This window comes from Streptomyces sp. NPDC047869 (assembly GCF_040704065.1).
Taxonomy (GTDB): Bacteria; Actinomycetota; Actinomycetes; order Streptomycetales; family Streptomycetaceae; genus Streptomyces.
On record NZ_JBEYRK010000028.1, the window covers coordinates 55,156 to 77,444 of the forward strand.

At 68.1% G+C, this 22,289-nt stretch carries 15 protein-coding genes; 6 read left to right on the forward strand and 9 right to left on the reverse strand.

All coding sequences use genetic code 11. From position 1 onward, the window contains the following. Window positions 1-22: 22 nt before the first annotated feature. Window positions 23-7,696: a DNRLRE domain-containing protein gene (locus AB0924_RS29195; RefSeq protein ID WP_366912979.1), complete on the reverse strand. Its 7,674-nt coding sequence runs from the start codon at window positions 7,694-7,696 to the stop codon at window positions 23-25. Window positions 7,697-8,947: 1,251 nt separating this feature from the next. On the opposite strand from AB0924_RS29195, the gene AB0924_RS29200 reads away from it, so the two are divergent. Then, on the forward strand, window positions 8,948-9,490 hold the full coding sequence (locus AB0924_RS29200) for a hypothetical protein (protein WP_358935968.1): 543 nt from the start codon (window positions 8,948-8,950) through the stop codon (window positions 9,488-9,490). Window positions 9,491-9,543: 53 nt separating this feature from the next. Further along, the gene (locus AB0924_RS29205) at window positions 9,544-10,527 is read left to right on the forward strand and encodes a L,D-transpeptidase family protein (protein WP_358935966.1); all 984 of its coding nucleotides are present in this window, start codon (window positions 9,544-9,546) and stop codon (window positions 10,525-10,527) included. 67 nt (window positions 10,528-10,594) lie between these two features. On the opposite strand, the gene AB0924_RS29210 is transcribed toward AB0924_RS29205, so the two are convergent. After that, window positions 10,595-11,236 carry a TetR/AcrR family transcriptional regulator gene (locus tag AB0924_RS29210; protein WP_358935964.1) on the reverse strand — a complete coding sequence of 214 codons (642 nt, stop codon included), beginning with the start codon at window positions 11,234-11,236 and terminating at the stop codon, window positions 10,595-10,597. Window positions 11,237-11,316: 80 nt separating this feature from the next. On the opposite strand from AB0924_RS29210, the gene AB0924_RS29215 reads away from it, so the two are divergent. The 4 genes from AB0924_RS29215 to AB0924_RS29230 all read left to right on the forward strand — a co-directional run bounded on the left by AB0924_RS29215 (window position 11,317) and on the right by AB0924_RS29230 (window position 15,643). Then, the gene (locus tag AB0924_RS29215; protein ID WP_358935962.1) at window positions 11,317-12,102 is read left to right on the forward strand and encodes an ATP-binding cassette domain-containing protein; all 786 of its coding nucleotides are present in this window, start codon (window positions 11,317-11,319) and stop codon (window positions 12,100-12,102) included. 9 nt (window positions 12,103-12,111) lie between these two features. Beyond that, window positions 12,112-12,861, forward strand: coding sequence for an ABC transporter permease (locus AB0924_RS29220; protein ID WP_366912953.1), 750 nt, complete (start codon window positions 12,112-12,114; stop codon window positions 12,859-12,861). A gap of 13 nt (window positions 12,862-12,874) precedes the next feature. Continuing rightward, a complete protein-coding gene (locus AB0924_RS29225) occupies window positions 12,875-13,447 on the forward strand; it encodes a cob(I)yrinic acid a,c-diamide adenosyltransferase (RefSeq protein ID WP_358935958.1) in 573 nt (190 codons plus the stop codon). A gap of 375 nt (window positions 13,448-13,822) precedes the next feature. Continuing rightward, complete coding sequence (locus AB0924_RS29230) at window positions 13,823-15,643, forward strand: glycoside hydrolase family 18 chitinase (RefSeq protein WP_366912954.1); 1,821 nt, start codon at window positions 13,823-13,825, stop codon at window positions 15,641-15,643. Between the two features lie 63 nt (window positions 15,644-15,706). On the opposite strand, the gene AB0924_RS29235 is transcribed toward AB0924_RS29230, so the two are convergent. From AB0924_RS29235 to AB0924_RS29265, 7 genes are all read right to left on the reverse strand, one after another. Continuing rightward, window positions 15,707-16,153, reverse strand: coding sequence for a DUF2550 domain-containing protein (locus AB0924_RS29235; RefSeq protein ID WP_358935954.1), 447 nt, complete (start codon window positions 16,151-16,153; stop codon window positions 15,707-15,709). Window positions 16,154-16,306: 153 nt separating this feature from the next. After that, window positions 16,307-16,684 carry a F0F1 ATP synthase subunit epsilon gene (locus AB0924_RS29240; RefSeq protein ID WP_061927131.1) on the reverse strand — a complete coding sequence of 126 codons (378 nt, stop codon included), beginning with the start codon at window positions 16,682-16,684 and terminating at the stop codon, window positions 16,307-16,309. A 111-nt stretch (window positions 16,685-16,795) separates the two neighbouring features. Further along, window positions 16,796-18,232: a F0F1 ATP synthase subunit beta gene (gene atpD, locus AB0924_RS29245; protein WP_358935952.1), complete on the reverse strand. Its 1,437-nt coding sequence runs from the start codon at window positions 18,230-18,232 to the stop codon at window positions 16,796-16,798. Next, on the reverse strand, window positions 18,233-19,150 hold the full coding sequence (locus tag AB0924_RS29250) for a F0F1 ATP synthase subunit gamma (protein WP_366912955.1): 918 nt from the start codon (window positions 19,148-19,150) through the stop codon (window positions 18,233-18,235). It abuts the gene before it with no gap. A 21-nt stretch (window positions 19,151-19,171) separates the two neighbouring features. Next, entirely contained in the window at window positions 19,172-20,764 is a 1,593-nt protein-coding gene (gene atpA, locus AB0924_RS29255; protein ID WP_358935948.1) for a F0F1 ATP synthase subunit alpha, read from the reverse strand. 140 nt (window positions 20,765-20,904) lie between these two features. Then, window positions 20,905-21,720, reverse strand: coding sequence for a F0F1 ATP synthase subunit delta (locus AB0924_RS29260; RefSeq protein WP_358935946.1), 816 nt, complete (start codon window positions 21,718-21,720; stop codon window positions 20,905-20,907). Next, a complete protein-coding gene (locus AB0924_RS29265) occupies window positions 21,717-22,265 on the reverse strand; it encodes a F0F1 ATP synthase subunit B (protein WP_358935944.1) in 549 nt (182 codons plus the stop codon). Before AB0924_RS29265 ends, AB0924_RS29260 begins: the two co-directional genes overlap by 4 nt. Between the last annotated feature and the right edge of the window lie 24 nt (window positions 22,266-22,289).

The window sequence follows — 22,289 nt, forward strand, 5'->3', positions numbered from 1 at the left end:
ATCCCCGGGCCAAGATGTCAGATCAAGGCTGCAGTCGACCGCAGCAGGGGTAGTTGGGACCGTAGGACGCGAAGCCCGCGCTTCCCACTACGTTGTAGTCCTGGGCCAGGCCGACCGCGTTGAGGTGTGCGAGACCCTCTTGCTTGACCCGTACCAGCCCTCCTGCCGCGGTGAAGTCCTTCTTTCCTTCCTCGGCGTTGCCGAAGTTGTACCGCTTGAACATCTGCACGGTGTAGGTGGAATTCCCCCGGCCGTCGGACGACCCCACGACGCGCCACTGCACGCTGTTGAGCGCGTAGTACCAGTCCTGGAAGTCGTCCTGGACGTCCTTCGGCAGGTCCTTTCCGCTCTTGTGCAGGTCGTCGATCCACTTCCCCGCGTTGAAGTTGGACCACCCGGAGTCGAAACTACCGCTCTTCCCCTTCTGTCCGGACACGTAACCGTCCACGAGACTCTCAAGGCCCGGGTACGCGTGCATGATCTCGCGGGGATCGACTTCATAGTCCGTCCCGGAGGCGTTGAGCCAGTGGTAGAGGAGTTGGGAGGCGTTCTCGTAGCCCCTGGCCTCCGAGGCCAACCCGACGGCGATCATCTTGAGCCGGCGATTGTTGTCGGCCAGGCCGGGAGAAGCCGAATTGAACACGCGGTCCGTACCGAAGTCGGACGGCGAGAAGGCGGGTGACGGCTCAGGGAGCCGTTCCGGGTGGTACTCCGAGTCCTTGCCGGGGACACCGTTCACGCACCCGGTGTAGATGCCCTGCGCGCACTCCTCCAGCTGGTGCCCGTCGAGTTCGATGAAGGTGCTGGGGTTACCCGCGGCGAACGCGTACCGGTTGCTGGTGTACGGGTCGGTGCCGAGCCCCATGTCCGCAAGGGCCCCGGTGTACATGTCCCGGGTGGTGAAGCGGTTCAGTCCGGGGTTGTAGTCGCGGAAGCCCATGTCGTAGGTGCCGGACTGGGCGTCCCAGCGCTTGGCGTTGAAACGGTAGGGGTTGTACTCCTCCTTGGTGGGGTCGGCCGGGTCCGGCTTGTCGATACCGGTGAACTCCGAGTCGTCGTTGTTGCCGTAGGCGGTGTAACCGTAAGTGGCCTTGGTGTCACCGTTGCCGTCTGTGAGGGTCTCGACGTCGCTGTGGCTGTTGTAGCCGTAGTAACCGTCCTCGGTCGTGCCGTCGCTGTTGTGCTTGACCTGCGACAGGCGCTCGCCCCACGGGCTGTACTGGTACGACTTGGTGAGTGTGCCGACGACCTTCTCGTCCAGGATCTCCGAGGACAGGCCCAGGTACTCGTAGTCCGTGGTCTTGCCGTCCGCCGTCTTCGAGACGGTGCGGTCCAGCGCGTCGAAGGTGTACTTGGTGGACTTCATCGCGCCCGTGTCGTCGATCTTCTGGGACTCCACGACGTGGTCGAAGCCGTCGTACACGCTCCGGCTGATCGTCTTCCCGCCGGAGGTCACGGATTCCTGGCGGCCGAACGGATCGTAGTTGTAGCTGGCCGTCGTGCCGCCGGTGGCGGCGGTCAGCAGTCGGTTGCGGTCATAGTTGTAGGTGGTTGTGGTGCCCTTGACCGTCTGGCTGACGACGTTGGCGTTGTTGTCGTGGACGTAGGTTTCGGTGCTCGCGCCGTTGCCCGTCTTCACCGACTTGGCCAGCCGGTCGGCCGGGTCGTAGGTGTAGTCCGTCGTCGACGACAGGTAGGACGTGTGGTCGTCGGCGTTCATCTTCTTCGCGACGTCCTGCGACTTGTTCCCGTTGGGATCGTAGTCGTAGGCGTGCGAGGAGACGAGGGTGCCGTTCGGCTTCTTCTCCGCCGACGCCTTCAGCACGGCGTCCAGGTAGTACGTGTAGTCGACGGTGTTGCCGTTGGCCTTGGTCTCCTGGAGTGTCTGGCCGCGGTCGGTGTACGTGTACGACGTCACCTTCGGCGAGGAGTCTGTGGCGGACTTGCCGACCGAGACCGTCTTCACCAGGTCGCGCAGGTCGTACGTGTACTTGGAGAACTGATCCGGGTGGGTGATGGTGTCCAGCAGGCTGTTCGCGTCGTAGGTGTACGACGTGGCCTTCTTCGCCGTGCCGGTCAGGTTCTCGGTGACCTTCTGGACCTGGTTGAGGCCGGTGTAGGTGATCGCGTAGTTGTCGATCTTCGCGGTCGACGAGGTGTCGTCGATCGATGTCAGGTTGCCGTTGAGGTCGTAGGAGTAGGCGAAGTCGCTCTTCTCCGTGTCGGCCGGGTCGCCGCTGGTGTCACGGACGAGCTTCACGCCGTCCGCGACCACGGCTCCGCCGCTGTTCTGGAACAACTGGAGCTTGCCCGCGTTGCCCTGCTTGAAGGCGAAGGAGCCGAGCGGGACCCAGGTGCCCTGGTTGGCGGTGGCGTTCTGGTCGATCGTCTTGTCGGCCGTGCCGCCGTCGTACGTCAGCGTGTACTTGGCCGTGGTCGCCGCGCCCGTCACCTTGGGGAACTTCACGTACGCGGCGTACGTGCCGTCCTTGGGGATGTTGAGCGTCCACGTGTAGGCGTCCGTGCCGGTGCCGGCCGCGTGGGTCTCGTGGTTGTAGCCCTGCTGGCCGGTGACGTCTCCCTTGGTCCAGGTGCCGGTCTTGGAGGTGTTCTGGGTGTCGGAGTTGTCCACCAGGACGACCGACTTGCCCACCGGGACTCCGTCGTCCGCGCGGGACTTCAGCGAGCCGTCGGGGTAGTAGCCCCACGTCATGGTGCGGTCCGACGAACCGCCCGCCGAGGTCAGGGTCCGCTTGGTCTGCTGGCCCAGGTCGTTGTAGTCGTAGGTGGTGACGATGTCCCACGGGTCGGTGGACGACTTCGCCCAGTCGTTGTCGAAGTAGCTGTAGGTGGTGTCGTTGCGGACCGTCTCGCCGTCCGACGGGGGCAGGGAGGTCTTGGCGACCCGGCCCACCTTGTCGTACGTGGTCTGCGTGTAGACGTTCGGGTCGTTGTAGCGGGAGTCCGCCGGATCGTAGGGCTGGTACTGCTTGACCGGGCGGTTCAGCTCGTCGTACTCGGTCCGGGCGGTGAAGGCGTCGCTGGAACCGGCCGCCGTGGCCCGCGGGCTGAGCACCCTGGTGGTGTTGCCGACCTCGTCGTACTCGTACTTCGTGGAGCGGTACGTGATCGGCGAGGTGCCGTCGTGCGGGACCTTGACCTCGGTCTGCTTGCCGCGCTCGTCGTAGGTGATCGTGGTGGTGTTGTTCTCGGCGTCCGTCGCCGAGGTGACCAGACCGTCCTTGTCGTAGCCCTTCTTGCTGGTCTTGCCGGCCGCGTCCGTGGCGACCGTGGCCCGGTGGTCCAGGTCGTAGTCGGTCTTGGTGGTGTAGTCGGTCGTGTCGGCGGTCGCGTTCTTCTTCGGGTCGATGACCTTGGTGACGTTGCCGACGGTGTCGTACTCGTAGGAGACCTTGTCACTGTTCGCGTTGACCACGGACGTGAGCTGATAGATCTCGTCGTAGTTGTTCGTCGTGACGAAGTCGGTCGCATCCGAGGTCGTCGCCGTGCCCTTGGGCTCGGTCGTCGTCTTCAGGTTGCCGACCTTGTCGTAGGTGTACGTCGACGTGCGCGGGGCGGTCTGGTTGTTCGCCGGCGCCGTCGCCGAGGAGACCTGGTCCGCGTCGTCGTACGCCGCTGTCGAGACCGCGCCGTTGGGCGCCGTCGATGTGGTGACGTTGTCGTTCGCGTCGTACACCGGCGCCGGGGTGGTGATCACGACGCCCGTGTCCTTGGGCACGGTGTTGACCAGCGGACGCCCGTACGTGTCGTACGTCTGCGTGGTCACCTTGTCGTAGGCGTCGGTGACCTGGGTAACCTGCCCCCGCTCGTCGTACACGTACGTCGTCGCGTTCGATTTCGCGTTGGTGATCGTGGCAGGGTAGCCGGTCGGCCCGAAGCCGCTGTACGTCGTCGAGTGGCTGTTGGCGTCCGTGGCCTTGGTCAGCTCGCCGTAGGCGTCGTACTCGTACGACGTGGTGTAGTCACCGGCCGTGGCGGTGGCGACGCCCTTGGGGTCGGTGACCGTCTTCACGTTGCCGAAGCTGTCGTAGCCGAACTGCCAGGCACGCCCCTCGGGCGAGGTCTTGCGGAACAGGTCCGCGGAGAAGCCGTCGGCGCGGGTCTGGTACTCGTACTTCGCCGCGTTCGCGGGCCACTTGGTGGAGTCGGTGACGCAGGTGGCCGTCTGGTCGGGGACGCCGGCCTTGTTGTTCTCCGCGTCGCGCTGCCAGAGCGGGTAGCCCGTCTTCTGGTCGTAGCAATACGCGGTCTTGGCGCCGTTGTCCTCCTCCAGATAGGTGACGTTGTTGTCCGCGTCCCAGCTCATCTTGGTGGTCTTGGACTTGGCGTTCGTCGTCTGGACCGGGCGGCCGAAGTCGTCCGTCACGTACTTCGTGGCGTGCGTCTCGGCGTCGGTGACGGTGGTGTCGGTGAACTTGGTGTTCGCCGTGTCGGCCGCGTAGGCGAATCCGGTGTCGCCGCCGAGGCGGTCGGTGACGGTCTTCGTCCACCAGTGGTACTTCGGGTCGTCACCGGTCTTGGGCTCGTAGTACGCGAGCTGGGTGCCGTGGCCGCGGGGGTCGGTGGCCTTGACCAGCTTGACGTTCTTGTTGCCCTGGGTGGCGTCGTAGGTGAACTTGAAGACCTTGGGCTGGCTGGAGCCGTCGCCGTCGGTGAACTGACCGAGCAGGCCCTTCGTCGTGTAGAAGAAGGAGATCTTCCGGCCCGAGATGTCCGTCATGGACTTCACGTGGTCGTAGATCTTGGAGTTGGTCAGGTTGGTGTCGCTGACCTTGGCGCCCGTGTCGTCGATGTACTCGTACGACGCGTCGCCCTTCTCGTAGTAGTCGATCGTCAGCGACTGACGGCCGGCCGGGTCGGTGATGTAGGTGAGGAACTTGGTCGGCTTGTTGTTGGACTTGCGTTCCTCATACGTGTAGGTCTGCGTGTTGCCGTTCTTGTCGACCGCCGACGTCAGATAGCCGTCACAGCCGAACAGGAAGCGGGTGCCGTCCGGGCGCAGGAGTGTCCAGGCGTCCGGTATCGGGTCCTTGTTCGGGGTGCAGTCCAGGCCTGCCTTGGCGGTGATGCGGTAGTGGACGCCCGCCGGGGCCTTCCAGCTGCCGTCCGCCTGCTTGGTGAAGACATGCGTGGTGCCGTCACCGTCGGGCAGACGGATCTCGGTCGGGTTGGGGTTCGGGTGGAAGTCCAGCGCCGCACCGAGGCGGATCGGCCCGGCGAGCTGCGCGGACCAGCCCGCGCCCGAGACGGTGTCGGACGTGTCGAGTGAGTTGTAGGCGAAGCGGGCGAACGTCGTCAGACCGCGGCCGGGGTTGGTGAACGCGTTGTACGACCACACGCTGTTGCCCGAGGCGAGGTTGTTCATCACCGTCGAGCCGGCACCGGTGTTCTTGCCCGTGTAGGAGTAGAACTTCTCCAGACCCAGCGCGTTGGAGGTGGGGTCCTCCACCGCCACGTTCTGCTTCAGCGGTGAGATCGAGGTGTTCGTCGCCGACAGCCAGGACCCGTCCGCCACCTTCTTCACGTCCCAGCCGAGCACGTAGTCCGTGCGCTTGTTGCCGGAGTCGGAGTTGATCGGCGTCTTCACCGTCGCCTTGATCGTCGCCGACTGGCCGGGGCTGAGCGCCGGGATAGCGGTCGCCGCCTGGTTGCCGCCCGTCGTCACGTCCGTGCCGTCGGGGAGCTGCCAGGTGTAGGACAGCTGCCGCTCACCGGCCGCCCACGCGCTCGACGTGGTGTTGGTGACTGTGAAGTCCACCGTGTACGTGGAGTTCGGGGTCATCCGGGCCGGGGTCTGCGGCGCGTAGTAGGTGTCCGCGGTCGTGGAGTCGACGTAGATCACCCGCAGCAGCGGGCCGAGCTGCGGGTCGGGCGCCTCCGAGGCCAGGAACAGCGACCGCTCCTGCGGCCCGGTGGTCGTCTCGTCCTTCAGCTTGACCAGCGCGCCGTGATTGCTGGTCGGTGTCTTGATCCAGCCCTGGGTCAGGGAGGTCGCGTCCCACCAGTGCCGGCCGACCTCGGAGACCTGTGCCACCGTGTCGGAGACGGTGCCGGAGTAGTCACCGCCGGCCGTGGTCCACGCGGTGGTGGAGGTGGCGTTGTTCCAGGTGGCCTGGGTCTCGTTGAAGTCCTTGTTCAGGCCGTGCAGCTCGTAGATCGCGCCGTTCGTACCGGTCGTCGTCTCCGCGCCCCACATGAAAAGCCGCGATTCAAGGACCGTGGCGGATGTCGGAATGCTGGACGTGGTGAACTTCATGGCCGCGCGGGCCTTGCCGTAGGTGGTGGAGTTGTTGCCCACCTCCAGCCACTTCTGACCGACGCCGAAGGAGGCGATGGTGTCCTCGTTGGTGGTCGGCTGACCGGACGACAACGTGGTGTCGGTGACCCCGGAGGTGCCCTGGATCAGCCGCATGGTGCGGCCGGCCTTCGGCACGCCCACGATGCGGGTCGGGGAACCCAGCAGCTGGCCGTTCTTCGTCTTCACGGCGAGCTGGTAGTAGTACGACCGGCCGATCTCCGCCGACGAGGTGTCCGGCGTCGGGGTGGCGGTGGTGTCCGTGTAGGCGGTCGTCGACTTGTCGACCGGGGCGACCAGGGTGGCCGCGGACGGAGTGAACGCCTGCTGCGTGGAGCGGTGGAGCTGGTACTCCACGATGTCCAGACCGCTGTCACCGGTGGTGTTGGAGTAGGCCTTCCAGGACAGCTCCGGGCCCGTGCCGTGGATAACGGTCGGCGAGTTCAGCGTGGTGCCGACCTTGCCGTAGGTCACCGTCAGGCGCGGGATCGTCGCCGTCTCGCCGCCGTAGTCACCGTCACCCGACTCATACCGCGGGCCGCCGGTCGGCGCGGTCGCCGACTCGTCGGTGGCCTTGAGCACGAAACCGTTGTTGGTGGACGTGCCGTCCAGCCACTGCTGGACGGTGTCGGTGACCGGGAACTTGTGCCACTGGTTGTACTCACCGGTGTTCTTCACGATCGACGCCGGGTTCACGAAACGCATCGCGTCCGCGATCACCGCATGCGTGGCGTCGGTGTCCTTCAGCACCACCTTGCCCGCGGTGCCCTTGGCGAAGTTGATCTGCGAGCCGCCCTTGAGGGAAGCCCACACACCGGCCGAGCCGGCCGTCTGGTCCACCGTGTACGTCGCGGCCGGATCGCTGCTCGTCACCGTGAACGGAGCCGCGGTCGACCGGTCGGAGGCCTGCACGTAGTGCGTGTCCACCCGGTACGACGCGGCCTCCGGCAGGTTCGGCTGCCAGGTGTAGGTGTCCCCGAGGACCGCGTCCTTGTTGTACAGGTAGTCGCCGTCGATACCGTACGACGTCGACCCCGGCTTCCACGTGCCCACCGCGGCCGTCGTCCCGGCGTCACCGTCGTCCACCTGGACGCTCGTACCGGACAGCTCGCCCACCAGGCCACTGGTGTTGGACCAGGTCGCCGTCGACTCGTCCCACGCCCCGGTCGCCCGGTAGGCGCCGATGGTGACGTCGTTGGCGTTGGTGGTGTGCGCCTGGTCGAAGTACATCTCCAGGCGGGCAGAGTCGATGTTCGTGCCCGACGGGATCTCGCTCAGCGGGAACTTGATCAGTGAACGCGAGATGCCCGTGTCAGTCTTGCCCGCCGACAGCTTCCACGTGGTGTTGAAGTTCGTCGACGCCTGGTCCGACAGGACCATCGTGTCCTGCGAGTCCGTCGGCGACGGCGCGATCGTGATCGTCGGGTCGATGACGACCGGGTACTGGCGCTCCTTGGCGGCCAGCCACTTGGTGTCCGGCGTCACCGTCAGCTTCCAGGACTTGCCGTCCTTGGTGAGCTTCTGCGAGACGCGCGTGCTGTAGGTCTTGCCGAAGACCGACTTGTCGGCCTTCTTCGCGTCCGTCATGAACGGCGCCGGGATCACCATCACCGGCGTGTGCGGCAGTTCGCCGTACAGCGCGATCGAGCCGTCCTTGCGTGCCTTAGGCACCAGCCCGTCGGTGTCCAGCGTGAACGTGAACCGCACCGGACCGCTCGGGCGCTTCGCCAGGGTGATGTTCTCCTTCACCCGGCCCCGGCCAACCCCGTACTCCAGATCGGCCCCGTCGACCGCGTCCTTGTACGTGACCGTCGAGCCCTTCGCCACCGGCCTCAAGGCGTCGGCGCCCTTGAGGCCGAGGGTGACCGAACGGCCGTCCGGCGACTGGAACTTCACCAGCCGGCCCGCGTGCGAGCCGAACCAGCTCCGGCCCTCGTTCGCCGTGTTGGAGAAGTCGAAGCCCTTCGCATCCGTCGCGTGGACGGTCGTGTCGATCGGCTTCCAGGAAGCCTTCTTCCCCGAGCCCGAACGGTACGACGTCGGCACCGCCGACAACTCCGCCTGCACCCGGCCGTCCGACATCCGCCAGAACCGCGCACTCGACGTACGCCGGCTCTTCAGCTCCGCGACCCGCTTCGCCTTGGCCGCCCGCTTGCCCCTCGGCAGCTTCTGCCGGTCGGCGACCTCCAGCTCGTCGTGCGACGGGGGCGCCGCGAGCTCGTGCTCGTCGCCGTCAGCGCCGAACCAGCCCTTTACGGTGTCGACTATCCCCTTTCCGCCACCATCATCGGAGTCCGATGCCGCATATGCGACCTGCGGCAACGCGGTACTGACCACCGCGGAGACCACAAGGCACGCGGCAAGCCTGCCCAATTTGGGTTTCACCGCAACCCTTTCTTCGTGTTTGGCGTCGTAAAAACCGGCAACGTGCACACCGGACTCCGAAGAAGAGCCAGGTCAGACGTAGCGGCGCCGCGGTTCTAATCACCCGGGTGATGCTGTGTCAAGTGATCCCCCAAGTCCGACACTTCGCCACTCGCGGGATTTCTCCGCCCGTTTTGTCCGCCCGCTTGCGACCGTCGTGCGCCATCACGTATAAGGGGCCGGTTCCGGAGCTGAAAGGGATTGTTCATGGGCGAGGAAAAGCCGTCGGCGGAGTCTGCCGAGGAAAATTCGGAAACCGTTGAAGAAAGCGCGGAATCCGCGAGCACAACGGAAAAGGACCAGTCGCCGGCCGCCAGTGCCGGCCGCCGCCCGGACCGGGCCGGCCTGCTCGTCGCCGGCGGCGTGCTGGCCGCGTGCGGCGGGCTCGTGCTGTACGGCGTCCTCGGCGGTGACGGGGACTCCGCCCCGGCCCGGCACCGCACCCCCACCGCCTCCGTCACCTACGAGGTGACCGGCACGGGCACCGCCGACCTCACCTTCCAGGCCAGCAGCGAGTCCGGGACGGCCACCGTGGTCCGGGCCGCCCGGCTGCCCTGGCACCGGACCGTCGAGGTCCCGGTCGGCCGGGACCCGCTCATCAGCATCGTGCTCGGCGAGGACGGCGGCACCGCGCACTGCGCGCTCGCCGTCCGCGGCCACCACGTCCAGAGCGCCACCGCCAGCGGGAACTTCGGCCGTGCCACCTGCTCCGGCGCCCTGCCCGCCCCGGAGGGCCCGAAGGAGGGCTGAGTCCCTCGCGCCGGCCGCCCGCCCCTCTTCCCGGCTCCCCCACCCTCACCTCGATGAAGGGTCACCTCGTGCTGCCCGAAACATCCGTTCCGCTCGTCTCCCGGCCCGTCCCGTCCCGCCCCCGCAGGCTCCTCGCCACGGCCGCGGCAGGCGGTGCGCTGCTCCTCGTGTCGGGCTGCGGAAGCGGCGATGCCGACGCCGGCCCGGCCGAGCAGGTCGCCGCCGAGGCCACCGCCACGCCCGGCGCCTCGCCCACCGGGTCCGCGAGCGCGTCCGCGTCCGCTTCGGCATCCGCCTCCGCTTCGGCCTCCGCCACGTCGTCCGCGTCGGCCGGACCGAGCACCCGCGCCTCCTCGGACAAGGCTCCGTCCGCCTCCGGTGCCCCCGCCCGTTCCGGCGGCGGTTCAGGCGCGGGCACGGGGAGTTCGGGTACCGGCAGCGCGCCCGACTTCCCCGTCCCGGTCGAGGTCGGCGACGCCACCCAGGTCATCACCGTCAAGGCGAGCGGCTCCTACGCCACGGTCACGGCCTGGGCCAAGGGAGCCGCCGGCTGGAAGGCGCAGTTCAGCACCAGTGCCGGGCGGGTCGGGTCGAACGGCGTGACGAACGGGGCGACCCGGCGGCAGAGCACGTACACCACGCCGTCCGGGACCTACACCATCACCGAGGGGTTCGGCGTCCAGGCGGGCGGCACGAGCATGCCGTACCACGTGGTCGGGTCCGACGACTGGTGGGTGGAGGACCCGCAGTCGAAGTACTACAACTCGATGCACGGCGAGGCGGGCGCCGACTTCCCGCTCACGGAGTCCGGGGACCGGGGCAGCGAGCACCTGGTCAACTACCCGACCCAGTACGCCAAGGCCCTCGTCATCAACTTCAACCGGTGGCCGGCCACCCCGGGCCGGGGTGCGGGGATCTTCCTGCACGTCAACGGATCGGGGGCGACGGCCGGCTGTGTGTCGGTGCCGCGCGCCACGATGGACGGCATCATGTCCTGGATCCGCCCCGGCGCCCACCCGCGCATCGCCATCGGCTGACGCGGGCCCGGCCCGGCCCCGCCAGGCCGGGCCACCGGAGTCAGGTCACCGAGGACCTTCAGGGCCCTCAGGCCCCGGGGCGCACCGCGTACGTGAGGACCTGCTCGCTCAGCAGGTCCTCGATGTCGTCGAGGAGGGCGAGCACCTCCCGCGAGACATCGCGCGGATCGCGCCCCCTGACCATCTCTCGGCCGATGACCGCCATGACCGTACTGTGTGCCCAGGCGATCTGGCCGGCCATCAGATGCGGCAGGTCGTCGTCGTCCGCGGCGCCGGTCTCCTCGCGCAGCTCCCGCTCCAGGGTGGACTGCACCTCCTGGCCGATGCCCCACAGCCGGGAGCGCAGGGCGGGGGCCTCCTCGATGACCCTCATGAACGCCGCGTATCCGGGGATGAGCCCCACCCGCGGGGACACGGCCTCGACCTCCTCGCGCAGTTCGCGCAGCACCGCGGTGACCGCCGACTCCCCGGCCGGGCGGCCGCGCACCCAGCGGGCGAGCCGGTCGACCATGCCTGCGGAGCGGTCGAAGAACAGGTCCTCCTTGGCGGGGAAGTAGTTGTAGACGGTGTTGACGGAGACGTCGGCCGCTTCGGCGATCTCCGCGACCGTCACCGCGTCGAATCCGCGCTCGACGAACAGTCCCGTGGCGACATCCGAGATGTACTGCCTGGTCTGCCGTTTCTTCCGTTCCCTGAGCCCCTCAGCCATGCCCGCATCCTAACTTCGCTGGACCCGATGAAAACTTGGTGTCATTGCAAAATTTAAGAGCCTCTGTTTTTCTGTACGCCATGGCAGCAGTCATCAGCGCGGCAGGACTGGCCCGCACCTTCCAGACGAAAGCCGGCCCGGTGGAGGCCGTACGGTGTGTCGACCTCGCCGTCCGGGAGGGGGAGATCCTCGGCCTCCTCGGGCCCAACGGCGCCGGCAAGACCACCACCCTCCGGATGCTCACCACCCTGCTGAAGCCCACCGGCGGCGCGGCGACCGTCGCCGGGTACGACCTGGCCACCGAGCCGGGCGGAGTGCGCCGGGTCTGCGGGTACGTCGCCCAGTCAGGCGGGGTTGATCCGCAGGTCACCGTCCGGGAGGAGCTGGTCACCCAGGCCCGGATGTACCGCCTGCCGAAGGCCGAGGCGGTCCGGCGCACCGCCGAACTCGCCCGCGAGCTGGACCTCACCGAGCTGCTCGACCGCAGGACGGCCGCGCTCTCCGGTGGCCAGCGGCGCCGTCTGGACATCGCGATGGCGCTCACCCACCGCCCGAAGGTGCTGTTCCTGGACGAGCCGACGACCGGTCTGGACCCCGGCAGCCGCGCCGACCTGTGGGACCTGGTCCGCGGGCTCCGTGACCGGCACGGTACGACCGTCTGCCTGACCACCCACTACCTGGACGAGGCCGACGCCCTCGCCGACCGCCTGGTCGTCGTCGACCGGGGTGTCGTGGTGGCCGACGGCACGCCGAGCGCGCTCAAGCTGGCGCACGGCGGCTCGATCGACGCCACCCTCCAGGACACCTTCCTCGCCATCACCGGCCGCGGTCCCGCCCCGGCCGACGCCGCCCCCCTCGCCGTATAGGACGCCCGCATGCTGCTGCCCGACACGGCCCTCGTCTACGGCCGCTATCTCCGTCAGTCCCTGCGCTCGCGTTTCGCCCTGCTCTTCGGTGTGCTGACGCCCCTGCTGTACCTCCTCTTCTTCGGGCCGCTGCTCACCGGCCTGCCGCTGGGCCGCGACGGCAGCTCCTGGCAGGTGCTGGTGCCCGGCCTGCTGCTCCAACTGGGCCTGTTCGGTGCCCTGTTCGCGGGATTCACCATCATCATGGAGAACGCCCAGGGAGTGCTGGAGCGAATGCGGGTCACCCCCGTCAGCCGTCTCGCCCTGCTCCTCGGCCGGGTCCTGCGGGACGCCACGGTCTTCGTCCTCCAGGCGGTGCTGCTGGTGCTGGCCGCGCTCGTGATGGGCCTGCGCGCACCGCTGCCGGGCATCCTCATCGGCTTCGGCTTCGTCGCCCTGCTCACGGTGTCGCTGGCCTCGCTGTCGTACGCGCTGGCGATGAAGGTGCGCACCCCGCAGGAGTTCGGGCCGCTGATCAACGCGGTGTCGATGCCGTCGATGCTGCTGTCCGGCCTGATGCTCCCGATGACGCTCGCGCCGGCCTGGCTGGACGTGCTCTCGCACTGCGTGCCGTTCCGCTATCTGGTGGACGCGGTCCGCGACGCCTACGTCGGCCGGTACACGAGTGCGCACATGCTGTACGGCGGTCTCGTCGCGGTAGGTTTCGCCGTGCTGACCGTGACAGTGGGCACACGCGTGTTCCGCACGGCCGGAGCGTAACTACGCTGGTCACATGGTCAATCTGACGCGCATCTACACCAGGACCGGCGACAAGGGCACCACCGCCCTCGGCGACATGAGCAGGGTCGCCAAGACGGACCTCAGGATCTCGGCGTACGCCGACGCCAACGAGGCGAACGCGGTGCTCGGCACGGCGATCGCGCTGGGCGGCCTGGACGCGGAGATCGTCGAGGTCCTCACCCGCGTCCAGAACGATCTGTTCGACGTGGGCGCGGACCTGTCGACGCCGGTCAAGGAGAACCCGGAGTTCCCGCCGCTGCGGGTCGAGCAGTTCTACATCGACCGGCTGGAGGCGGACTGCGACCGCTTCAACGAGCGGCTGGAGAAGCTGCGCTCCTTCATCCTCCCGGGCGGCACCGCCGGCGCCGCGCTGCTGCACCAGGCGTGCACGGTGGTCCGCCGGGCCGAGCGCTCCACCTGGGCGGCGCTGGAGGCGCACGGCGAGGTGATGAACCCGCTGACCGCGACCTACCTCAACCGTCTGTCCGACCTGCTGTTCATCCTGGCCCGGACGGCGAACAAGGACACCGGCGACGTGCTGTGGGTGCCGGGCGGGGAGCGCTAGCCGGACGGCCGGGGCGACCGGCGAGGCCAGGATCCGGCGGCCCGCGACCTTCCACTCGTGGAGGGCGCGGGCCGTGCCGTTTCCTGGGGCCGCCAGGGCGCCGGCCAGGGGCTGCCCGACGCGGAGATCGCCCGGCGCCCACAGGCGGCGGACGGCACGGCGAAGGCGCATGTCAGCCGTCTGCCGGGGAGGGCGGAGCCGCACGGCCGGGGGCAAGCCGGTTTTCTGGACCAGGAGTTGGGGATCCGGCCGGAGTCGAGGACAAGTGGTCCAGACCTATTGACCATGTGGTCCAGACCTTTCTATTCTCGCGGCACTGTGGGCGTGAAGGCTCAGTCATGCCCCTGACACCCCCGATGAAGAGGGAGGCGCAGCATGCGCTTCAGACACAGAGCCGCGGCAGGGTTCGCGACCCTGTTGCTCCCCCTGGCCGGCCTGGTCGGTCTCGCGAGCCCCGCCCAGGCCGCGGCGAACGCGACGGCGAGCTTCACCAAGACCAGCGACTGGGGCACCGGCTTCGGCGGGCAGTGGACCGTGAAGAACACCGGTACCAGCGCCATCAGTTCCTGGACCGTCGAGTGGGACTTCCCCTCCGGTACGTCCGTCACCTCCGCGTGGGACGCGGACGTCACGAACTCCGGCACCCACTGGACCGCCAAGAACAAGTCCTACAACGGCAGCATCGCCCCTGGTGCCACCGTCTCCTTCGGATTCAACGGAGCGGGTCCCGGCTCCCCGTCCAACTGCAAGCTGAACGGGGACAGCTGCGACGGCACCACGGTCCCCGGTGACGCGGCGCCCTCCGCCCCCGGCACCCCGACCGCCTCCGGCATCACCGACACCTCGGTGAAGCTCTCCTGGGGCGCGGCCACCGACGACAAGGGCGTCAAGAACTACGACGTCCTGCGCGACGGCAAGGTCGTCTCCACGGTGACGGCCGCCTCGTACACCGACACCGGTCTGACCGCCGGCACCGACTACTCCTACACCGTGCGGGCCCGCGACACCGCCGACCAGACCGGACCGGTCAGCGGCGCGGTCGCCGTGCACACCACCGGCGGCGGCACCACTCCCCCGCCCACCGGCGACAAGGTCAAGCTCGGCTACTTCACCGAATGGGGCATCTACGGGCGCAACTACAACGTCAAGAACCTGGTGACGTCCGGCTCCGCCGCCAAGATCACGCACATCAACTACGCCTTCGGCAACGTCACCGGCGGCAAGTGCGCGATCGGCGACTCCTACGCCGACTACGACAAGGCGTTCACCGCCGACCAGTCCGTCAGCGGCACCGCCGACACCTGGGACCAGCCGCTGCGCGGCAACTTCAACCAGCTCCGTCAGCTCAAGGCCAAGTACCCGAACATCAAGGTGCTGTGGTCCTTCGGCGGGTGGACCTGGTCCGGCGGCTTCGGCGAGGCCGCGAAGAACCCGGCCGCCTTCGCGCAGTCCTGCTACGACCTGGTCGAGGACCCGCGCTGGGCCGACGTCTTCGACGGCATCGACGTCGACTGGGAGTACCCGAACGCCTGCGGGCTGAGCTGTGACACCAGCGGGGCGGCGGCCTTCAAGAACGTCATGGCCGCGCTGCGCGCCAAGTTCGGCTCGAACAACCTGGTCACCGCGGCCACCACCGCCGACGGCTCGAACGGCGGCAAGATCGAGGCCGCCGACTACGCCGGCGCCGCGAGCTCCGTCGACTGGTACAACGTGATGACGTACGACTTCTTCGGCGCCTGGGACGCCAAGGGCCCGACCGCCCCGCACTCCCCGCTCACCTCGTACTCCGGCATCCCGAAGGATGGCTTCACCACCGCCGACGCGATGGCCAGGTTCAAGGCGATCGGTGTTCCGGCGAAGAAGCTGCTCATCGGCATCGGCTTCTACGGCCGCGGCTGGACCGGCGTCACCCAGGACGCCCCCGGCGGCACGGCCACGGGCCCGGCGGCGGGCACCTACGAGCAGGGCATCGAGGACTACAAGGTGCTCAAGACGTCCTGCCCGGCCACCGGCACCGTCGCGGGCACCGCGTACGCGCACTGCGGCAGCAACTGGTGGTCCTACGACACCCCGGCCACCATCGCCGGCAAGATGACCTGGGCCAAGAACCAGGGCCTGGGCGGCGCGTTCTTCTGGGAGTTCAGCGGTGACACCAGCAACGGCGAGCTGGTGAGCGCCATCAGCAACAACCTGTAGGCGAGCGCACCCGCTCGGAGCCGCATTCGCTCCCCCGGCCTCGGCCAGGGGAAGCGGGTGCGGCTACGCCACGTTCACCCGCTGTCCGGGCGGGGCCGCTTCCAGCCACGCGAGGAATCCGGTCAGCGCGTCCTCGCTCATCGCCAGTTCCAGGCGCGTGCCCCGGTGGGTGCAGGCGAGGATCACCGCGTCGGAGAGCAGCGCCAGCTCCTCCTCGCCCTCCGGGAGCCGGCGGCCGGCCACCTCGATGGCGGCGCGCTCCAGGACGCGGCGCGGGCGCAGGGCGTAGGAGAAGACCCGGTACCACTCGATCCGGTCACCGTTGTAGCGGGCGACGCCGTAGCTCCAGCCCTTGCCGCCCGCGTCCGGTTTCTCGGGCACGTCCCAGCGCAGCGAACAGTCGAAGGTTCCACCGGAGCGCTGGATCAGTCGGCGGCGCAGCCCGAACAGGAACAGTCCCACCACCACGAGCGCGATCACGATTCCGCACACAGTCAGAGCGAGGACCATCGGCACCGACCTCCTCGTCTCCCAGACAGTGTCACTGCGCTAACAAGTGAGTAATGAAACCCAAAAAACACCCACATCTGCCTCAGCCGCGGTCGGTACCGGATTACTCCGGACCGACCGCGGCTGAGTGACGTCATCACACCGCGCGCTGGATCAACGCGCCGCCGTCGCCGCCCGCAGACGGACGTCGGCGCGGCGCTGTGCCTCCGCGTCGTCCTCCGCCTTCGCGCGCTCGAGCTCGCGCTCCGTGCGCTGGACATCGATCTCGTCCGACAGTTCGGCGATCTCGGCCAGCAGCGACAGCTTGTTGTCCGCGAACGAGATGAAACCGCCGTGCACCGCGGCGACGACCGTTCCACCATCACTCGTACGGATGGTCACCGGGCCCGACTCCAGCACACCGAGCAGCGGCTGGTGACCGGGCATGACGCCGATGTCGCCGGACGTGGTGCGCGCGACGACCAGGGTGGCCTCGCCGGACCAGACCTGGCGGTCGGCGGCGACCAGCTCGACGTGCAGCTCAGCAGCCAAGGGTGGCTCCTCGGGTCACCACCCGGCGGGGATGCCGGGTGTTGGGGTCAATTCTAGAGGGCGTGAGTGAGGGGGCGGGACGCACCCGCCCCCTCACCGAGAGCACGGGGCTCAGGAGACGCCCAGCTCCTTGGCGTTCTTCTTGAGGTCCTCAAGACCACCGCACATGAAGAACGCCTGCTCCGGGAAGTGGTCGTACTCGCCGTCGCAGATCGCGTTGAACGCGGCGATCGACTCGTCCAGCGGCACGTCCGAACCGTCCACGCCGGTGAACTGCTTGGCGACGTGGGTGTTCTGGGACAGGAAGCGCTCCACGCGACGGGCACGGTGGACGACGAGCTTGTCCTCCTCGCCGAGCTCGTCGATACCGAGGATCGCGATGATGTCCTGGAGGTCCTTGTACTTCTGCAGGATCGTCTTCACGCGCATGGCGGCGTTGTAGTGATCCGCGGCGATGTAGCGCGGGTCCAGGATCCGGGACGTGGAGTCCAGCGGGTCCACGGCCGGGTAGATGCCCTTCTCGGAGATCGGACGGGACAGAACCGTCGTCGCGTCGAGGTGGGCGAAGGTGGTGGCCGGGGCCGGGTCGGTCAGGTCGTCCGCGGGGACGTAGATCGCCTGCATCGAGGTGATCGAGTGACCGCGGGTCGACGTGATGCGCTCCTGGAGGAGACCCATCTCGTCGGCCAGGTTCGGCTGGTAACCCACCGCGGACGGCATACGGCCGAGCAGCGTGGAGACCTCGGAACCGGCCTGCGTGAAGCGGAAGATGTTGTCGATGAAGAACAGCACGTCCTGCTTCTGGACGTCACGGAAGTACTCGGCCATGGTGAGGCCGGCCAGCGCGACGCGCAGACGGGTGCCCGGGGGCTCGTCCATCTGACCGAAGACCAGCGCGGTCTTGTCGATGACGCCGGAGTCCGACATCTCCTCGATCAGGTCGTTGCCCTCACGGGTGCGCTCACCGACACCGGCGAACACGGAGACACCGTCGTGGTTGTTGGCGACACGGTAGATCATCTCCTGGATGAGCACCGTCTTGCCGACACCGGCACCGCCGAACAGACCGATCTTGCCGCCCTTGACGTACGGGGTCAGCAGGTCGATGACCTTGACGCCGGTCTCGAACATCTCGGTCTTCGACTCGAGCTCGTCGAAGTTCGGGGCCTTGCGGTGGATGCCCCAGCGCTCGCCCTCGTAACTCTCGTCGACGTTCAGCACCTCACCGAGGGTGTTGAACACCTTGCCCTTGGTGAAGTCACCGACGGGCACCGTGATGGAGCTACCGGTGTCGACGACCGAGGTCTGGCGGACCAGACCGTCGGTGGGCTGCATGGAGATGGTGCGGACCAGGCCGTCACCCAGGTGCTGGGCGACCTCCAGGGTCAGCGTCTTCTTCTCGCCGGCGTTGGCCGGGTCGGCCACCTCGACGTGAAGGGCGTTGTAGATGTCCGGCATCGCGTCGACGGGGAACTCCACGTCGACGACCGGGCCGATGACCCGGGCGACGCGGCCCGTAGCCGTCGCGGTCTCAACAGTGGTGGTCATTTATCGGTCACTCCCCGCGGTCGCGTCGGCCAGGGCGCTGGCGCCACCGACGATCTCGCTGATTTCCTGGGTGATTTCGGCCTGGCGGGCCGCGTTGGCAAGACGGGAGAGCGTGTTGATCAGCTCACCCGCGTTGTCGGTGGCCGACTTCATCGCGCGCCGCGTGGCGGCGTGCTTCGAAGCGGCCGACTGGAGCAGCGCGTTGTAGATCCGGCTTTCCACGTAGCGCGGCAGCAGGGCGTCGAGGACGTCCTCCGCCGACGGCTCGAAGTCGTACAGCGGGAGGATCTCGCCCTTGGGGACGGCCTCCTCGGCGACCTCTTCGAGACGCAGCGGCAGCAGCCTGTCGTCTAGCGCGGTCTGCGTCATCATCGAGACGAACTCGGTGTAGACGATGTGGAGTTCGTCCACGCCGCCGTCCGCCGTCTCCTTCTCGATGGCCTCGATCAGGGGCGCCGCGACCTGCTTGGCGTCCGCGTACGAGGGCTCGTCCGTGAAGCCCGTGAACGACTCCGCGACCTTGCGCTCACGGAAGTTGTAGTGGGCGACACCACGACGGCCGACGATGTACGTGTCGACCTGCTTGCCCTCGCGCTCCAGGCGCTCGGTCAGGCTCTCCGCCGCCTTGATGGCGTTGGAGTTGAAGGCGCCGGCCAGACCGCGGTCGCTCGTGAGGAGCAGGACCGCGGCGCGGGCCGGGTTCTCCGCCTCGGTGGTGAGCGGGTGCTTGGTGTTCGAACCCGTACCGACCGCCGTGACCGCGCGCGTCAGCTCGGTCGCGTACGGCGTGGAGGCCGCCACCTTGCGCTGCGCCTTGACGACGCGCGAGGCGGCGATCATCTCCATCGCCTTGGTGATCTTCTTGGTCGCGCTGACGGATCGGATGCGACGCTTGTAGACCCGGAGCTGGGCTCCCATGAGTCAGGTCCCTTCCTTACGTCACTTGGCGGCAGCGGCAGGAGTGTCCTCGCCGAGCAGCTTGCCGTCCGAGGTCTCGAACTGCTTCTTGAACTCCGCGATGGCGTCGTCGATCGCCTGGATCGTGTCGTCCGACATCTTGGCGCCCTCACGGATGGAGGTGAGCAGGCCCTGGTACTTCCGGTGCAGGAAGTCCAGCAGCTCCCGCTCGAAGCGGCGGATGTCGGCGACCGGGACGTCGTCCATACGGCCGTTGGTGCCGGCCCAGACGGAGACGACCTGGTCCTCGGTCGGCATCGGCTGGTACTGGTCCTGCTTCAGCAGCTCGACCATGCGCTGACCGCGCTCCAGCTGGGCCTTCGAGGCCGCGTCCAGGTCGGAACCGAAGGCGGCGAACGCCTCGAGCTCACGGAACTGGGCGAGGTCCACACGGAGGCGGCCGGAGACCTGGCGCATCGCCTTGTGCTGCGCGGAACCACCGACTCGGGAGACGGAGATACCGACGTTCAGCGCGGGGCGCTGACCGGCGTTGAACAGGTCCGACTCCAGGAAGCACTGGCCGTCGGTGATGGAGATGACGTTGGTCGGGATGAACGCCGACACGTCGTTGGCCTTGGTCTCGACGATCGGCAGACCGGTCATCGAGCCGGCGCCCATCTCGTCGGAGAGCTTGGCGCAACGCTCCAGCAGGCGGGAGTGCAGGTAGAAGACGTCACCCGGGTAGGCCTCACGGCCCGGCGGGCGGCGCAGCAGCAGCGACACGGCGCGGTAGGCGTCGGCCTGCTTCGACAGGTCGTCGAAGATGATGAGGACGTGCTTGCCCTCGTACATCCACTGCTGACCGATGGCCGAACCGGTGTACGGCGCCAGGTACTTGAAGCCGGCCGGGTCGGACGCCGGGGCGGCGACGATGGTCGTGTACTCCAGAGCGCCGTTCTCCTCCAGCGCGCGGCGCACGCCGGCGATGGTGGAGCCCTTCTGGCCGATGGCGACGTAGATGCAGCGGACCTGCTTCTTCGGGTCGCCCGAGCGCCAGTTGTCGCGCTGGTTGATGATCGTGTCGACGGCCAGGGCGGTCTTGCCGGTCTGACGGTCACCGATGATCAGCTGACGCTGACCACGGCCGATCGGGGTCATGGCGTCGACGGCCTTGTAGCCGGTCTCCATCGGCTCGTGCACCGACTTGCGCTGCATGACCGTGGGGGCCTGCAGCTCGAGGGCGCGGCGGCCGGACGTCTCGATCTCGCCGAGGCCGTCGATCGGGTTGCCGAGCGGGTCGACGACGCGGCCGAGGTAGCCCTCGCCGACCGCGACGGAGAGGATCTCACCGGTGCGGTGCACCGGCTGCCCCTCCTCGATGCCGCTGAACTCACCGAGTACGACGGCACCGATCTCGCGCTCTTCCAGGTTCAGCGCGAGACCGAGGGAGCCGTCCTCGAACTTCAGCAGCTCGTTCGCCATGGCCGAGGGCAGGCCCTCGATCTTGGCGATACCGTCGCCGGCGACGGTGACCGTACCGACCTCCTCGCGCGAGGCCGCGTCCGGCTTGTACGACTGGACGAAGTTCTCCAGCGCGTCCCGGATCTCCTCCGGCCGGATCGTGAGCTCCGCCATCTGGGTTCCCTGCTCTCCTTGTTGGGCCCGAAGTTTCACTTTGGGGGGATGGGGACTCCCCCCTGAATGAGGTGAATCCTCTGCACGGCCCAACCAGGGCCGTAAGCACGTCTTGCGTTTTCTCGATTGCCGAGGTGTCGCTAGCTCGCCATGCGGCGGGCCACGTCCTCCAGCCGGTCCGCGATGGAGCCGTTGATGACCTCGTCACCGACCTGCACCCGCATCCCGCCGACGACCTCGGGGTCGACGTCCAGGTTGAGGTGCATCCGGCGGCCGTAGAGCTTGGTCAGGGCGGCGCCGAGGCGCTGCTTCTGTCCGTCACTCAGCGGCACCGCCGACGTGACGACGGCGACCATGCGGTCCCGGCGCTCGGCGGCGAGCTTGGACAGGGACTCCAGTCCCGACTCCAGGCTACGTCCACGCGGCGCGGACACCAGGCGCGCGACCAGACGCTCAGTGGTGGGCTTGGCCCGGCCGCCGAGGAGCCGGCGCAGCAGCTCGGCCTTGGCCGAGGCGCTCGCCGAGCGGTCGGTGAGCGCGGCACGCAGCTCGGTGTTCGAGGAGACGATCCGGCCGAACCGGAACAGCTCGTCCTCGACGTCGTCGAGCGTGTCCGTCCTCTGCGCCGAGATGAGGTCGGCGACGTTCGCCAGCTCCTCCAGGGCGTCCACCAGGTCGCGCGGCTGCGACCAGCGGGAACGGACCATGCCGGACACCAGGTCGACGGTGGTCGTGCCGACCTGGCCGCCGATCAGCCGCTTGACCAGCTCGGCCTTGGCCTCACCGGGCTGCGCCGGGTCGGTGAGGACCCGACGCAGGCTGGGCTCGCGGTCGAGCAGCGCGGTGACGGCCGCCAGCTCGTCCGCGAGCTTCGTCGCGTCCACGGACGTGGAGTCCGTCAGCGCGTCGAGACGCTCACGTGCGGCTGCCAGGGCCTCGCGGCTCGCTCCGTTCATCGCGTGGCCTCGGCCTTCTCCTCGAGCTCGTCGAGGAAGCGGTCGATCACACGGCTCTGCCGGGCGTGGTCCTCGAGGGACTCGCCGATGAGCTTGCCGGCCAGTTCTGTGGCGAGCTTGCCGACGTCCTGACGGAGCGCGGCCGCGGCGGCCTTGCGGTCGGCCTCGATCTGGGAGTGACCCGCGGCGACGATCTCCTCGCGCTGCCGCTGGCCTTCGGCCCGCATCTCGGCGATGAGCGCGGCACCCTGCTCCTGCGCCTCCTGGCGCAGACGCGCGGCCTCGTGCCGGGCCTCGGCGAGCTGAGCCTTGTACTGCTCAAGGACGCTCTGGGCCTCGACCTTCATGGCGTCGGCCTCTTCGATGCCGCCTTCGATCGCCGCGCGACGCTCCTCCAGAACCTTGTTGATGTTCGGAAGCAGCTTCTTCCAGAAGAAGAAGAACACGATGGCGAAGGCGATGGTGCCGACGAGCAGCTCGGGGCCGGCCGGGATGAGCGGGTTCTGCTCCTTCTCGGCCGCCAGCTGTACCAGGTTGGCGATCACATCAGTGCCTTTCGTCGTTTCGTG